Genomic DNA, 14525 nt, shown 5'->3' on the forward strand with positions numbered 1-14525 from the left:
CACTCGCCGCCGACTTGGTCGTGTTTCCCTTTTGGACGGACAGGCGGGAGAATTTCGGCTGGATGCTGCCGACAAGCAATCTTTTGAGGGCACCACTATGCCGGGCGCTGAGCGAAGGCCTCTCTTCTCCATCCAGAGGAAAATCAGCCTTTCAGGTGTTGGGCGGCGGTGCGTTTGGCGCTCTCGAGGTCGACCTTGCCGGTGCCCAGGAGGGGGATCTCCTCGACCTTGAGGAAGAATTCGGGGGCGGGGGATGAAAAGGTTGGGGAGGCCGAGCTTCTTGAGTTCGTCCAGCAGAGCCGGAATCTCGGAGGCATAGCAGGTGTGCAGGACGGCCAGGGATTCTCCCTTATGGACGATGCGCACCGCCACACCTGGAATGGGACGTCCCACGAAACAGTGCCGGCTGCCCGCCTGGAAGTATCCATGCCCACGGTATCCGCGCACGCTGACCGCTGCAACGGGCGAGCACTCGGTACAGCCATAGCCTTCCAGGGGAGTGATTCCGAAGCGCTCCCGGAAGGCCCGGGGTTGCGTCTTTCTGGACGAAATCGGCGATCTGGAGGCGGCCATTCAGGTCAAGTTGCTGAGGGTGATCGAGAGCCGCACCTTTCAGCCTGTGGGCGAAACCCGCAGCCGACAGTTCAAGGGCAAGCTTTTGGCTGCCACCAATCGCCACCTGCCGGCGGCCATCGAGAAGGGCGATTTTCGGGAGGACCTCTACTTTCGCCTCTGCTCCGACCAGATTCCAATGCCTTCGCTGGCCGATCAGTTGCGCGAAGAGCCGGAGCTTCTGGACGAGCTGGCGGCCTACGTGGCCCGCAGGGTAGCCGGCCAGGCCTCCTCTTCGCTGACCCGCCGAGCCGCGGCCTGGATTCGCAGCGAACTGGGAGAAGACTATCCCTGGCAGGGCAACTTCCGCGAGTTGGGACAATGCGTGCGCAACATCCTCATCCGGGGACGCTACACCCCGCTGCAGAAGGCTCGTTTATCGCCGCGCAACGCTTCGAGCAGTGCCAACTCAGCGCCGACGAACTCCTGCGCTACTACTGCACGCTGGCCTACCGTCACACTGGAAGTTATCTGCAAGCCGGCCGCCGGCTCGATCTCGACCGCCGCACCGTCAAAGCCAAGGTGGACTTGGACCTGCTCAGCGAAATGGACGGCTGAGCTGGCGCCGGATGCCTTCAGCGGCGGGCCGAAACCATCAGATATCGAAAGTATCCGCTGCGGATGAAGGCCGCCAGGGCGCCGGGAGGAAGACGCAGGCCCAGCGCGTCGAGGAAAGCGCTTTGGCTGGGGTCGGTGCCAGGAGAGCAAATCGTGACATAGGGCAGCAGGACGTATTCCGTGATGTCTTCGATGCGGATCTCCTGGAAACCGGCTTGGCTCAGGTGACGCTGGTAGGCTTCCAGACCGACGGCGTTGACCGGGGGGATGTGCCAGTGCCGTTCCTGCAGGCGTCCGAAGATTTGGTGCCGGAGGCCTTTGAAACCGCCCACCCGCAGATCGCCCCGCACGATGTCGGTCAGAACCAGCCGTCCGCCGGGAGCCAGCAAGCGTCTGGCCTCCGTCAGGAAGGCGCGCCGCGTTCGAAAGTGAAAGGCGCATTCCAGGGCCAACAGCTTGTCGAAGCGGCCGCTACCCAAGGGAGGACGGACGGCATCGGCGATGACGTGGCGGATGTGCGAAAATCCCGCCTTCAGGCTGCGCCGTCTTGCCTCCCGGGCCTGCGGGAAAGAGACATTGAGACCGAGGACATGCTCGACTCCGAACTCCCGGGTCCATAGCAGGTCCTGTTCGCCCAGCCCGAAACCCACGTCCAGCACGCGGTCCCGGGGCGAGAGGCGGGCCTCTTGTCCCACGCGCCGCACCAGTTCCTGGCAGGCCTCCTCGAGTGAGAGGCAGCCCTCCTCCCACCATCCGAAGTTGAGAAAGCCGCGGCCGGACGGCATCCCGGACTTGGAATACAACTCACTTACCGAGGAGGGGCGCAAGAGGAGCTTGAGGAGGCGGAATAATGCAGCTAGAGTCATGGCTTTCAGCCAGCGGGACTATAGCAACCGAGAGATCTCCTGGCAACACTGCCGGCAAGGGCCCGGCGGTTAGTCCTCGTCGGGGTGGGGATGCCCGAGTGCGCGCAGCACCTCTCGGTCGAGAGCGTAGCAGATGTCCTCCTGGGGCGAGTATCGCCCGCGCTCAAAGCGCCGCGAACGCAGTCCCTGCTGCATCTGTTGGCAAACCTCCCAGTCCTGGCGGTTGGTCTGGTCCCAGAATTCGATGGCAGAGCGGAAACGCTGCATGCGTCCGCTGTCGGCGATGGACCCGGGTTCGAGCAGGAAGAAGCAGTCCACCAGCGTACGGTTGAAGTCGAGGGGACGCAGCCGGTGACAGAGCACGAAATCGGGATGAGGCGAAAGCAGAAAGTTGGGAAAGACGGAGTAGTAGTAGACCCTTCCCAGATCATCTCCCGAAACCTCGGCCAGGGGCGGCCCCGCGGCCTCGCCGTCCATGGTCAGGCTGCCTCTCTCCCGCGACAGTTCCATGTAGCCTCCCACCACCGGGCCTTGCATGCAGTCGTGGACGGCGCTGCGGAAGGGGGTGAGGCCGGCCAGCCTGGGATGCACGCCGGGACAGTGGTAGCACTCCTGGTAGTTCTGGAGGATTAGCTTCCAGTTGCACTCGAGATCATAGGCGATCTTGTGGGCGATTCTGAGGCGGGGAAGATTCCAGGACTGAAAGCGACCGCAGAGGGCGCTCATTTCTTCATCGAAAGGCCGTGGTTCATCGCTCAGATTGAGAAAAACGAATCCGCCCCACAAGGCCAAGCTGGCGGAAAAAAGTCCGTAGTCCTCTTTGCGGAAGCCGACCGCATCCTTCATGAGGGGAGCGGCCTTGAGGCGTCCGCTCAGGCCGTACTTCCAGGCGTGGTAGGGGCACTCGATCCGCCCCTTGGCGAAATGTCCCCGTTCTTGCCCGCAGAGGCGGGTGCCGCGGTGGCGGCAGACGTTGAAGTGAGCCCTCAGCCGGCCCTCCTCATCGCGCACCAGCAGGATGCTCTCCTCGGCCGCCTCCAGGGTCAGGAAGTCTCCGGGATCGGGGATTTCTTCGTCGCGGCAAGCCAGGATCCAGCGCCGCCGGAAGATGCGTTCCATCTCCTGCTGGAAAACGGAAGGAGACTGGAAGTAGCGGCGGGGAAGCGTCGCCATCTGGTCGGGCACCCGATAGTCGACGCCTCGCCGCTTGAAGCCGCTTTGCTTACCCATTCCTCCATTTTGTCGCCGCGCCCGCAGGCGGTCAACCGGCTCGGTTCACTCGAACCTCTGGCCTTAGGGGTCGTTGGGCGAACATCCCGGCGGACGTCCCACCTCGGCGCAACCATCGTCGATCAGCACCACGATCGCCACCAGCGCCGAATCGATGACCGTGCCCTCCTGCACCGTGTACTCGAACTGGTCGTTGCCCGAGAAATTGAGTTCGGGAGTGTAGAGCAGGGTCGTGACGGTGTTGAAGGTATCGCCCACCTGAACCGCCTGGCCGGTGGCCGGGTCGGTCAAGGTTCCTCGGGTGGGCAGCGACGTGATGGTGTAGATCAGGCCCAGTTCCCCGGCGTCAGGCGTCACCACTTGCAGTTGGGGCTCCTTGCCCTGGGCGAGGTTGCCGCTGGCCGAGGAATGAATCTGCAGGCCTCTGGCGGGACCGCCGCCGGCCAGGCTCTCGTTGACGCGTCCTTGCACCGAGAAGAAATCCAGGCCGGCTGCCACCGCCCCCTGCAGGGAGGCCGTCACGTCGAAGGCAAAAGTGCCTTCCTGTCCCGCGGGAATGCCGGCGGGAACCGGCATGACCACGCCTGAAAGGGGATTCGCGGGAGCTTCGAAGTCGGAGACCCGAAGCAGGCCGTCCTGCTCAGCCGTGCCCACGAAGAAGAAGGTGTCGAGGGAATCGACGGTTCCTTTCTCGGTGGTCAGAATCACCGTGGCCGACTCGATTTCGAGGGGCACGTTGGCGATGTCCCACTCCATTTGGATGCGGGCGATTCCGGCCACGTTGGTGGCCCGTCCCACCGTCAAGTCGTCGATCAGCCAGGCCCGAGGGCCGCCTCCTCCGTCGGTGCCGAAGAAATCGATCTGGTCGATCACCTTGGACGAGTCGGAGAAGCCGAAATAGATGGGAGTAAAGGCCGGCTGTCCGCCCAGGTCAACGTCGATGACCTGGGTCGTCCCGTCCGCGAAATGGACGGTCACTCTGATCACTTCGCCTACCGTGAGGTCGAGGCCGAAGAAACCGAAAGCGCTGGGCTGCTGCTCCAGGCCCGTGAAAGTCAGCGTCGCCTGAGAAAAGGTCCCCGATTGCCCCGTCATCGCCTGAGTGCCGGATGGCAGCGTACCGGAAAAGTTGGCAGTCTGGGCATCGAAATCGATGCCGTCGAAGAGCCCAATGAGGTTACCCGCGGAGGGGAAGCCCGAGGAGGTCTCGAAGTCGTAAGTGGTTGCCGAGGCCAGGGCGCCCAGCAAGGAGGCCTCGTCGCTGAAGGTCGCGGAGGAGAAGTTGCGGTCGACCGCGGCGGAGATCAGCACGGGCGCCGAACCGGGCAGATTGTCGCGTCCGTCGCCGAATCCGTCTCCGTCGGCATCGCCCACGTTGCCGGCCACGTCAGCTCCGGTCTGGGTAGTGGCCTTGAGGCGAATGCCGCGGCGCAGCCTGAGGCTGCCCGACTGGCTGCCTTCTCCCACGCCCCCGGGGTTGCCCCTCAAGGTCACTTCCACGGACTGATTGAGAGGTGTGGTGAGTTCTTGGTCTTCAGCCAATTGCAAGGGCGGAGATACGGCAATGCTGACCGTGCCCTGAGAACACTGCTCGACGCTCTCAACCGTTCCGCAAACCTCGAACATGAAGCCGTCGGTACCGGTGAATCCGCCGGCGGGAGTGTAGCCCACCAGCGAGTCGGGAAGCGCGTAAGGCACGCTCTCGATCGACATTCCCAGCGAATCGGCAAGAGCGCCGTCCATGGGCAGGGAGATGACGCTGAAGCTGAGAGCCACGCCTTCGGGGGCGTCGGCGGTCAGTTCGATGGTGAGGCCGCTGCCGGCCACGGTTTCCACCGAGACGTCGACCGCAATGACCTGGTCCACAGGCGCCGGGGGCTCTCCGGGATCTTCGAAGGGATTAATGGTCACCACCGCCGTTCCAGAGGCGCCTTCAGGGTCGGTGACCTCGAAGACGAAGCTGTCCTCGACATCATCCCCGGTATTGGGCGTGTAAACCACCGTGGCGCTGGTCGTCGGAGGCTGGATGAAATCGCCGGTGGGCATTCCCGTCTCGGGATCGATTTCAGGGATGGGGTCGGGCACGATGGGCATGATGGTTCCCAGCATGCCCTCCATGGGAGGTGTCTCGATGGAGAACGTGAGGCTGGCGCCTTCGGGATCGGATCCCTCCAGCAATATCGTGATGGGCGCGGCTCCCGCCGTGGTGACCGTGGTGGGAAAGGCGACCGGCGGCTTGTTGGCGAAAAAGCTGTCCAACATCACCGTGGTATTCGTGTCCACTCGAACGTCGCGGCCCAGGAATGCGCCGGTCCATTGAGAATCCTTGTCCATCAGTACGGTGCCGTCAGGGGCGTAGAAGTTGGCTTCCACCGAACTGCCTTTGCCCGCCGTAGCCGCCGCGGGCAAGTCGTCGGGCCCGCCTGTTCCTCCGTTGGAACCTCCCACATAAAAGATGATGTTGCGGGCGCTGATGCCGGAACCCGCTGCTGGGCCGACCCGAGCATTCAGGCCCACATCGAAGCGCTCAAGTAGGCGCACGTCGACCGGCGCCTCGGCCTCGATGCTGCGGCAGGGAAACGGACATTGGCCGCCGCCCGCCGTGCCTGGAGCAATGGAGCGGATATTGTAATTGCCTCCCGACAAGACCAGTACGCCGTCGATGGTGACATCGCCATATTCCCCGGCGGCCAAGGTGAGAGTTTGCCCTTCTGCCACAAAGACGTCAGGCGCATCGACCCGCACTTGAGCCGCGAAGAAATCGGGAAGCGGATCGAAGACCGGCAAAGCCAGCGGCGTGGACTGTCCTCCCAAGGAGGCATCGTTGGGATCCAGTTCGTTGTAGAAGACGGTTCCCGTTACGGTGGAATTGCGCTCGGTTTCGACAGAGTCGCCGCTCAAGTCGCCGTCGATGGTGGCGGAGCGGCCCAAAGACGCTTCCCAAGTGTCCTCAAGCGTGGGTCCGGGCGAGGCTTCATTGGCCACCACGCTCCCCGTCACGCTGGCATCTCTCCCGATGGCCACGCTGTTGGTGCCCAGGATCGCGACATCTGAGAAGCCCTCGGGCAAGACCTGAGCCCGGACGGGCCACACAAAGACCTCGTCGTTGCGCGCACCCTCGCCCAGGGGCAGGGAGGTTTTCATGAAAAGTCGCAGTTCCCTCAACCCTGGAATCCGCGAGCGCCGCCCGGTCAAGATGAGCAGCGATTGGAGTTCCTGCTCGCTGGGCAGGCGCCAGTCGCTGTAACCGAGATTGGCCACGCGTCCCGAATTGAGTGCGGCCACGAAACGCAAGGCTTCACTTCGGTTCATCACCGGCGAGGCGCTGAGTCCGCTGGAAACCGCATGAAGTCCGTCTCCGAACCAAACCAAGTCGGATTGGTCGTCTACCAGAAGCGCCGAATCGCCGGCGCAAAGCCAGCAGCCGGCTAATGCCATTACTACTATCGCGAAGAATGCTGGGGTACGTCCCCGGAGGTGCAACATCGCCCTTCTCCTTCCCTGAAGATGGAATGTCAGTGCAAAAAACTATCGGGCTAGGATAAAGCAGCGGCGCTTAGATTGCAAGCGTTTTCCTAGTGAACAATTTCTCTGTGCGCTTTGTAGCGAAGGGGTGCCGACTCGACTCGTGCTGGGCGAGTCGACGACGCGGAGAGGGGAGACGGCAGAAACAGCGCCCTACAGTTACAACTTTAATTGCCTTCCCTCGCGAGTTGACAAATGAGAACCGCGGCAGCGGCAGCATCCATCCTTGAGTCAATTCCGCTGGTCCCCACCAAGAATCAAAGACAAATTGTCTCCATAGAAACTCAGCTTCTTTCATATTTTAGAATATGTATTTAGCTAAACATATTCCCAATACTTTATTTATCCTGGGGTTAAGCTTGGGATCTTTTGTCGGGTTTCCGACAGACTTTAGCACTGTTTCACTTTATAGTCCGCCTTAAGCTAGAGGACAGATTTCCCATAGACCTGTTGATTTCCTGGTCCTTAGTCATCGTGCCAGGCCTATGCAATCGCCCTCTCCATACGTACATCAGGCCCTCATGGCCGTCCATCAAGGAGGTTTCACATGGCTATCCACTCTCAGCAGACTCCCGCAGTGCCCGCAGCAGCTATGCCGGTGAATCTGCAAGCGCTTCAAGATCGGCTTTACGAAGACGAAGCTCTGCGCGAATCTTTCCGAAAGGATCCGGTCAAAGTGCTGCGCGACTCGGGCATGCAACTGACTGAGGAGATGGAGGAGAACTTGCGCCACTTCGTTCAGAAGGCCCAAGCTCCGGCTAAGTTCGAGATGCAGGACGAATTTAGCGAGGACATCGCCATCGTGATTTCCATCTCCATTCCCTTCTGATCGCTTTCAGCGGCCGATTCTGACGGTCAAGGAATAAAAGGACACTTCCCGGGCGATGATCCGGGAGGTCCGCCTTGCCCGTCCGGTTTCAGGCGTTTTTTGAACGCTTATTGCTTCGTCTCCGCCACAGGAGGACAGACTCGATGCCGAAATATGACTTTAAGGACATCTTGCAGCCCAATGACGCCTTGATCATCGTGCCGCCTTTTGCGGGCCTTGACCGCCCTTCGCTGGGATCTCACGTCTTGCAGGCTTGCGCCAAGGAGGCGGGCTTCCGGGTGAGCGTTCTCTACGCCAACCTGCTCCTGGCCGAGCACATCGGCGACCTTCTCTATTCCGCCATCTGCTACGCTCCCATGGCGGGCTTTCTGGGAGAACGCTTCTGGGCCCGCAGCGCTTACGGCGTCCCGCCTCTGGGGCGAAAGATGGACTTCGACTGGGACGTCTACTGGCAGGACAGCGTTCAGCATCCGGACTTGAAATTCACCTTGGACAAATACAAGGAACTGGAGTCGAAAGCGGAACCCTGGGCCGAGGCGATAGCCGATGCAGTGGCCGAGATCGGGTTCAAGTTCGTGGGGGCCACCACCACTTTCGAGCAGACCGCGGCCAGCGTTGCGCTGCTCAACCGAATCAAGGAGCGCTCGCCGGAAACCGTCACCTTGCTGGGCGGGGCCAACTGCGAGGGCGAAATGGGCCACGGCATCCTCAGCCTGAAGGCCAGCATCGACTACATCTTCTCGGGGGAAAGCGAAGTGACGTTCCCCGAGTTTCTGCAGGCTGCATCGGAGGAGCGTTTGCCTGAGGAGCCCATCATTCAGGGCAAGCCCTGCATGGATTTGGACAGCGTCCCCATTACCGACTTCTCCGAGTTCTATTCCCAGTACGAATCCTTTCTCTCCAACGAGTCGGTGGTCAAAAAAGACAGGAAGAACAACGTCTGGCTTCCTTACGAGGCCAGCCGCGGGTGCTGGTGGGGAGCTAAGCACCATTGCACCTTTTGCGGCATCAACGGGGGCACCCTGACCTTCCGCGAGAAATCGCCGGACGTGGTCATCAGCCAGTTGAATCAGCTCTTGGAAAAGCATCCCACCAACCGGGTCTGCATGGTCGACAACATCATGCCCTACACTTTCTTCAAGTCGCTGATTCCGCGCATGCCCGAGGAAGTCTCCGACGTGCACATGTTCTACGAGCAGAAGGCCAATCTCTCCCTCGACCAGGTCAGGTCGCTCAAGGAGGCCGGCGTTGCCGTCATTCAGCCGGGGATCGAGGCGCTCTCAAGTTCGCTTCTGCGCCGCATGGACAAGGGAGTCAAGGCCAAACAGAACATCGCCTTGCTCCGCTACGCCCGCTCGGTGCGCCTGGGCGTCAACTGGAACCTGCTTTTCGGATTCCCGGGCGACAAGAAGAGCGACTACCTGGAGACGATGGCGCTGTTTCCCTTCCTCAGCCACTTGCAGCCTCCCAACGGCTTCTACCGGCTCAGTCTCGACCGCTTCAGTCCCTACCACAGCAATTCCGAAAAATACGGAATCACGCGCAAATACCCCTGGCCGGGATTGGAAGAGTTCCTGCCGGAGGGGGCCGACGCCATGAAGATCTCCTACCATTTCTTCGGCGACTACCAGAGCGATGCCATGAGCAACAGGGACCTGATGGTCGAGATCCGCAACGAGATCAGGAAATGGCAGGAGAAATGGAACCAGCCCGAGCAACCGCGTCCGCTGCTGGAGGTCACTCCCCTGTCGCGCGAGTACTACATGCTCATGGACACTCGTCCTCTGGAAGACCAGCGGCAAGTCCAGTTCTTCAACTGGGAGCAGACCATCGACCTCTTGACCGAGCATCCTCTGTCCCGCAAGGACGAACTGCAGTGGATGCTCGACTCCAATCTGGCCGTCATCGTGGACGAGCGCATCGTGCCGCTGGCCACGGCCTCGGCCAGCCTGATCGAGGCGGCCGAACAAATGGCGCGCAGGAGACAACGCTCCCTGGACGTCGTCCTTCCCATCATTCAAAGCGAGCGATCCGAGTATGTCGCCTGAAGGCGGCCGCTTGAGTCGATAGCCAGCTCCAGGCCCCGGTCAATCGCTTTTGGACCGGGGCTTTCCTTTTCGCCCTCACTTCTTCCGCAAATCGCGGAACTTGACACGACGAGACGAAATCTCGGTCATGCAGGCCCGAAATCGCCAACTGGCCCACTACGCTTCTCACGCAGGCCAGATCCTTCTTCATGGCCAAGCGGCTGCGCGGGGCCGGGAGACTTACACGATATCGCGTTCCCGGCCCCGATGCGCCGTCAGGACGCTGGCTACCAACGACCGCCGCGACGGCCTCCGCGGCCTCCTCCGCCTCCACCGCGGCCGCCCCCTCCGCCGCGGTCGCTGCGGGGACGGGCTTCATTGACCGTCAGAGCGCGTCCGCCGTGATCTTGGCCATTGAGTTCCTCGATGGCCGCATCAGCATCTTCCTCGCTCATTTCGACGAAGGCGAAGCCGCGAGGTCGACCCGTAGCGCGGTCGGTAGGCATGTGAACGGAGTTGACTTCTCCGTAGGCCTCGAAAAGATCCCTGACTTCGTCTTCATCAGAGCTGAAGGGCAGGTTTCCAACGTAGATTCTCTTTGTCATTCCTGTTTCTCTCGCGCTCAAGCATGAGCGCTCTTTCGGTGGCTCTCGATCAGAGGACCCTGACTCTACTACCTCCTCGATATCCAGACACCGGCAAATCGGTTTCGTGAAGCACTAATGTGTAGTGAATTGGTCTCGGTGGGAAAACTGCGGAAGTCCGCGGCGCCTCATCCTCCATCAGGTCAGCAAAGCGCTACACTCCTTAAAACAGCCTGGAGAATAGCACAATCAGCCGCCGTCAGCCAAGAAAATGAACTCGCGGCCCCCAAAAAAGAAGGCCTGGCGGCGAGCGCGAGACCTCTTGTCGCCGGCAGCGCGGCGATTGCAGCGGGTGGGGGAGGTCTGCCGGGCTGGCAGGTAGCGGGCCAAGGCGGCCGAATGCGCACCTTACCAGGCGCAAGCGCGAAGTCCGACATGCGATGTGCGAATTCAGCTTTGGCGAGGGACGGCAGGGGGAGATTGGGGATGGTGCCGGAGGGGAGATTCGAACTCCCACGAGGGTAAACCTCACTGCGCCCTGAACGCAGCGCGTCTGCCAGTTCCGCCACTCCGGCACGTGACTGGCGAAGCCGCGGCAGAATCCGCGGCCCCAAGGCAAAGGAGAAGTGTACAGGAATCCGATGCACTTGTTAAGTGGCTGACTGGAAAAAACGCCGATTGACGACCGTGGGGCGGAGAAGGCACATTAGGCCGCATGGACCCGGTGACGCACACTTTTGTGGGGGCGGCGATGGGGGAGACGGGGTTGAGGGGGACGACCGCCTTTTCCCGCGCCACCCTGATTGTGGCCGCCAACCTGCCCGACGTGGACGGGATCTGCTACTTCATCGGTCAAGACCTCTCGCTCTACGTGCGCCGGGGCTGGACGCACGGGGTGCTGGCCATGCTGGTGATGCCCCTGCTGCTGGCGGGTCATCGGCTTGGCCCGCCTGCTGGGACATCAAGCGCGGCTCGACCGGCGCTGGGTTGTGGGCCTCAGCTACCTGGGATTCCTCAGCCATCCCGCGCTGGACTGGCTCAACAACTACGGAGTGCGCCTGCTCATGCCTTTCGACGGCACCTGGTACTACGGCGATACCCTCTTTATCGTCGACGTCTGGATTTGGGCGATCCTGGGGGGATTCCTCTTTCTGCGGCGTTCGCGCAGCAGCCGATGGCCCGCCCTGCTGTGGACGCTCCTGGCGATCTTGGCCACGGCCGCCGTAGTTCTGGGACCGGAACGCGGGCAGCTTCCCTTTCAGCTTCTTTGGCTGGCGGCCATGGCGGCCCTGGTGGTGCTGGACTGGCTGCGTCCCCAGGCCCTCGCGCGTCCTCGGGCGGCAGCAGCGGCCCTGGCGCTGGCGCTCGTCTACATCTTCTTAAACCGGGGGGTGACCGCCTGGGCCGAATCGACGGCCCTCAGCCAGATGGCAGCAGGCGGTCAAGAGGTGGAGAAACTGATGGCCTCGCCCGTCCCCCTGAATTTCCTGCTGCGCGACGTAGTGGTGCAGACCCCGGTCGGCTACCGTTTCGGCACCTTCTATCCACTGGCCGAACCGCGCCTGCGAATGGCTTCCCGGCTGATTCCCAAGCCGCCTCGGACTCCGAGCGTGAGCCGCGCCTTCCAGCAGCCCCAGGTGTGCGGGCTGGTCAACTGGGCCCGCTTTCCCTGGGTGGTTGTGGAACACGCTTCCCGCACCGACCGGGTCTACATCATGGACGCCCGCTACAGGCGGACGCCGGGCACCGGTTTCGGCGGCGCCGTGGTGGAACTGGAGGCGCCCCGCTGAAACCGGCTCCTCCCGCCCTGCGTCCCACACTGAGTTCCCAATTGGTAGACTGAGCGTTCCGAGGCTCAAAGGCAAAAACGACGGCCCTCCATGAACAAACTACCGGCAGCGCGGATCTGGAAGGATGAAAGGCCGCTTGAACTGCAGTACGGCTCGCGCCTGCAGCCCATTGAAGTCGCCTACGAAACCTGGGGACGCCTCAATGGCGAGCGCGACAATGCCGTCCTCATCCTGCCCGCCTTCTCGGCCCACTCTCACGCCCGCTCCAGCGCCGCCGACCCCAAGCCGGGATGGTGGGAGGCCATGATCGGTCCGGGACTGGCTTTCGACACCGATCGCTGGTACGTCGTCTGCGCCTCGCTGCTGGGAGGATGCTACGGAACCACCGGACCGCCCTCCCTCAACCCCTCCACGGGACGCTCCTACGCCGCCGACTTTCCCATCATCTCGGTGCGCGACATCGTCAACGTGCAGGCCCGTCTGCTCGACCACCTGGGCATCGACCGGGTGCAGGCTGCCGCCGGCGGATCCCTGGGAGGCATGGAAGCCCTGGAACTGGCCGTGCACCATCCCTCCCGCGCCGCCAAGATCATCGCACTGGCCGCCACCGAGCGGACGCGTCCCTACACCGCCACCATCCGCCGCATCGGCCGCCTGGCCATCATGTCCGATCCCAAATTCAAGGACGGATACTACGACGAGCAGCCCGCCAGCGGACTCAAGCTGGCTCGGGAGCTGGGCACCATCTACTACCGTTCGCGCAGCGAATTCAACCAGCGCTTTTCCTGCCGCCCGCTGGACGAAGACAACATCTCAATCGGAGGCATCAACTTCGACTTCGAGTCTTATCTCAATCACCAGGGCGGCAAGGCCCCCAAGCTCTTCGATGCCAACACCTACCTGCGGCTGTCGCTGGCCATGGACCTGCACGACGTCACCCGCGGCTACGGAAGCGTGACGGCGGCCTTTTCGCGGGTGCAGGCCGAGTCCTACATCGTCGGCACCCAGCAAGACCTGCTCATTCCCATCGACGAGCAGGAAGGCATCTACAAGGCTCTGCGCTCGGTGGGCAAGAAAGCCCACTACGACGAGATGTCGAGCCTCTACGGCCACGATGCCTTCCTCAAGGAATTCGACTGGATGACGCCCCGCATCCAGGAATTCCTGGCCTCCTAGCATAGCAAGCTGCCGCTCAGAAGATCTGGGAAGCCACTTCGACTTCGGACTCCTCGCCGCGCCGATGGAAGATCTTGATCCGGATTCCTCCCGGGTCGCCGGCGGGAAAGGGGACGCTCACCTCCACCGTGTCGCCCAACTCCAATCGAGCCGCCTGATCCAAGTCGCGTGAGGTGGTCTCGACGGCCGTATCGCCCTCCATGCGGGCGATTTCAATGCGGTAGCGGCTGGTGGGCCAGACCTGAAGCGGGTGCCCCACCTTGGCGTTGGTGATACGCAGCGTCGAGCCTTCCAGCACCATCACCAGGGCTTCCTGGAGCATGTCGTAACGCTCGCCCGAAAAGGTATGTTCGCCCACCTGCCGCTCCGGCAGATGCTTGAAGGAGGCGAACTGCACGAGGCGCTCCTGGCGGGCCGGCATGTGGCACGATCCGCAGTCGCTCTTGCCGAAGGCGAACTGAAAAGCGCGGGCATTGGCGTGATGGAACTCGGGATCAGGCGAACCGCCGGGCCGATAGTCCTCGGCCGCGCGGCCGTGGCAGGCCGAGCACAAGCGGAAGCTGCGGAAATCCGCGACCTCGATTCCGCTATGGGCCGCATCGGTGTGAAAGGGCCCCAGGAAGTCGTTGCCGTGTCCGCTGGGACGGAGCACTTCGATGAAGTGACAGGAGGCGCAGGAAACGCCGTCCTCCAGATCGCTTTCGCGTCCCGGGGCGCGCGTGGCCAGTAGAGCCTGGAAGGGAGGAGGCTCCTCGCCCTTGTCGGGAATCAAATCGGCCTGCTTCCAGACCGTTTCAGGAGCGTGGCAGGAGGAGCAGAACCGGGCGTTTCCAAAACGTTCCAGTTGAGCTTGAAAATTCTCGCCGGACCAAGCCTTGGAATGGGCTGAACGGGTCCATTCGCGATGAGTCTTGCGATGGCAGACTCCGCAGTCCTGGGCCCGTTGCGCATAGGCGGCGCCCAGGAACCCCATCAGAACCATTCCGTACAGAATCCAGCGCAGGTGTTTCTTGAAATCGATGTATGCAGTGGCGGACATGGGATTCCTCCTCTCCGTTGAAGAGCATGACGCTCACTCCACTTTTGAGTGCATGGCTCATGCCATCCATGTCATCCCGAAAGTCGCCTTTCGACAACCGTTTGCAGGCCTGTGCCCGGGGCGGGCGAGTCATTTCACCCTGTGGCGGTCAAATCACTCATTCCCGAGGAAACGCTCCAGACTTGGGGCAGGACGGCGGACAGCCTCCCAGCGGGCCAGATTTTTTGGTCCATTGCGCCCGCTTCTGCGTCTAAAGGACGAATTCCCGCAACGCTGCTGATGGCTATGA

11 protein-coding genes and 1 tRNA gene are annotated in these 14525 nt (G+C 62.1%); 6 read left to right on the top strand and 6 right to left on the bottom strand.

From position 1 onward, the window contains the following. Positions 1-499: 499 nt before the first annotated feature. Positions 500-1237 carry a sigma 54-interacting transcriptional regulator gene (locus VLU25_05970; protein ID HSR67470.1) on the top strand — a complete coding sequence of 246 codons (738 nt, stop codon included), beginning with the start codon at positions 500-502 and terminating at the stop codon, positions 1235-1237. On the opposite strand, the gene VLU25_05975 is transcribed toward VLU25_05970, so the two are convergent. The 3 genes from VLU25_05975 to VLU25_05985 form a co-directional block, all read right to left on the bottom strand. Then, positions 1188-2036, bottom strand: a complete 849-nt coding sequence (locus VLU25_05975; GenBank protein ID HSR67471.1) for a class I SAM-dependent methyltransferase — start codon at positions 2034-2036, stop codon at positions 1188-1190. The two genes, VLU25_05970 and VLU25_05975, sit on opposite strands and share 50 nt — an antisense overlap. Before the next feature lie 69 nt (positions 2037-2105). Next, complete coding sequence (locus VLU25_05980; GenBank protein HSR67472.1) at positions 2106-3266, bottom strand: aromatic ring-hydroxylating dioxygenase subunit alpha; 1161 nt, start codon at positions 3264-3266, stop codon at positions 2106-2108. 63 nt (positions 3267-3329) lie between these two features. After that, positions 3330-6704 carry a hypothetical protein gene (locus VLU25_05985; GenBank protein ID HSR67473.1) on the bottom strand — a complete coding sequence of 1125 codons (3375 nt, stop codon included), beginning with the start codon at positions 6702-6704 and terminating at the stop codon, positions 3330-3332. 634 nt (positions 6705-7338) lie between these two features. Here VLU25_05985 and VLU25_05990 point away from each other — a divergent pair. The 3 genes from VLU25_05990 (at position 7339) to VLU25_06000 (ending at position 10029) form a co-directional block, all read left to right on the top strand. Continuing rightward, complete coding sequence (locus tag VLU25_05990) at positions 7339-7620, top strand: hypothetical protein (protein ID HSR67474.1); 282 nt, start codon at positions 7339-7341, stop codon at positions 7618-7620. A 143-nt stretch (positions 7621-7763) separates the two neighbouring features. Next, the gene (locus tag VLU25_05995; GenBank protein HSR67475.1) at positions 7764-9668 is read left to right on the top strand and encodes a RiPP maturation radical SAM C-methyltransferase; all 1905 of its coding nucleotides are present in this window, start codon (positions 7764-7766) and stop codon (positions 9666-9668) included. Between the two features lie 100 nt (positions 9669-9768). After that, positions 9769-10029 carry a DUF1572 family protein gene (locus VLU25_06000; GenBank protein ID HSR67476.1) on the top strand — a complete coding sequence of 87 codons (261 nt, stop codon included), beginning with the start codon at positions 9769-9771 and terminating at the stop codon, positions 10027-10029. Here the strand turns inward: VLU25_06000 and VLU25_06005 are convergent. Together VLU25_06005 and VLU25_06010 are read right to left on the bottom strand one after the other, a co-directional pair. Continuing rightward, positions 9935-10252, bottom strand: a complete 318-nt coding sequence (locus tag VLU25_06005) for an RNA-binding protein (GenBank protein HSR67477.1) — start codon at positions 10250-10252, stop codon at positions 9935-9937. The two genes, VLU25_06000 and VLU25_06005, sit on opposite strands and share 95 nt — an antisense overlap. A 466-nt stretch (positions 10253-10718) precedes the next feature. Then, positions 10719-10806: transfer RNA gene (locus VLU25_06010), tRNA-Leu, on the bottom strand. 366 nt (positions 10807-11172) lie between these two features. On the opposite strand from VLU25_06010, the gene VLU25_06015 reads away from it, so the two are divergent. Next, positions 11173-12021: a metal-dependent hydrolase gene (locus VLU25_06015; protein ID HSR67478.1), complete on the top strand. Its 849-nt coding sequence runs from the start codon at positions 11173-11175 to the stop codon at positions 12019-12021. Positions 12022-12111: 90 nt separating this feature from the next. Then, the gene (locus VLU25_06020) at positions 12112-13197 is read left to right on the top strand and encodes a homoserine O-acetyltransferase (protein HSR67479.1); all 1086 of its coding nucleotides are present in this window, start codon (positions 12112-12114) and stop codon (positions 13195-13197) included. A gap of 16 nt (positions 13198-13213) precedes the next feature. Here VLU25_06020 and VLU25_06025 read toward each other — a convergent pair whose 3' ends face one another. Beyond that, positions 13214-14236, bottom strand: a complete 1023-nt coding sequence (locus tag VLU25_06025) for a hypothetical protein (protein HSR67480.1) — start codon at positions 14234-14236, stop codon at positions 13214-13216. Positions 14237-14525: the final 289 nt, after the last annotated feature.

The organism is Acidobacteriota bacterium, from assembly GCA_035471785.1.
Classification (GTDB): domain Bacteria; phylum Acidobacteriota; class UBA6911; order RPQK01; family DATIPO01; genus JANQFM01.

Coding starts and splice junctions, on each gene's coding strand:
- VLU25_05975 (HSR67471.1), bottom strand. CDS start 2,036: ATGACTCTAGCTGCATTATTCCGCCTCCTCAAGCTCCTCTTGCGCCCC.
- VLU25_05980 (HSR67472.1), bottom strand. CDS start 3,266: ATGGGTAAGCAAAGCGGCTTCAAGCGGCGAGGCGTCGACTATCGGGTG.
- VLU25_05985 (HSR67473.1), bottom strand. CDS start 6,704: ATGGCATTAGCCGGCTGCTGGCTTTGCGCCGGCGATTCGGCGCTTCTG.
- VLU25_05990 (HSR67474.1), top strand. CDS start 7,339: ATGGCTATCCACTCTCAGCAGACTCCCGCAGTGCCCGCAGCAGCTATG.
- VLU25_05995 (HSR67475.1), top strand. CDS start 7,764: ATGCCGAAATATGACTTTAAGGACATCTTGCAGCCCAATGACGCCTTG.
- VLU25_06005 (HSR67477.1), bottom strand. CDS start 10,252: ATGACAAAGAGAATCTACGTTGGAAACCTGCCCTTCAGCTCTGATGAA.
- VLU25_06020 (HSR67479.1), top strand. CDS start 12,112: ATGAACAAACTACCGGCAGCGCGGATCTGGAAGGATGAAAGGCCGCTT.
- VLU25_06025 (HSR67480.1), bottom strand. CDS start 14,236: ATGTCCGCCACTGCATACATCGATTTCAAGAAACACCTGCGCTGGATT.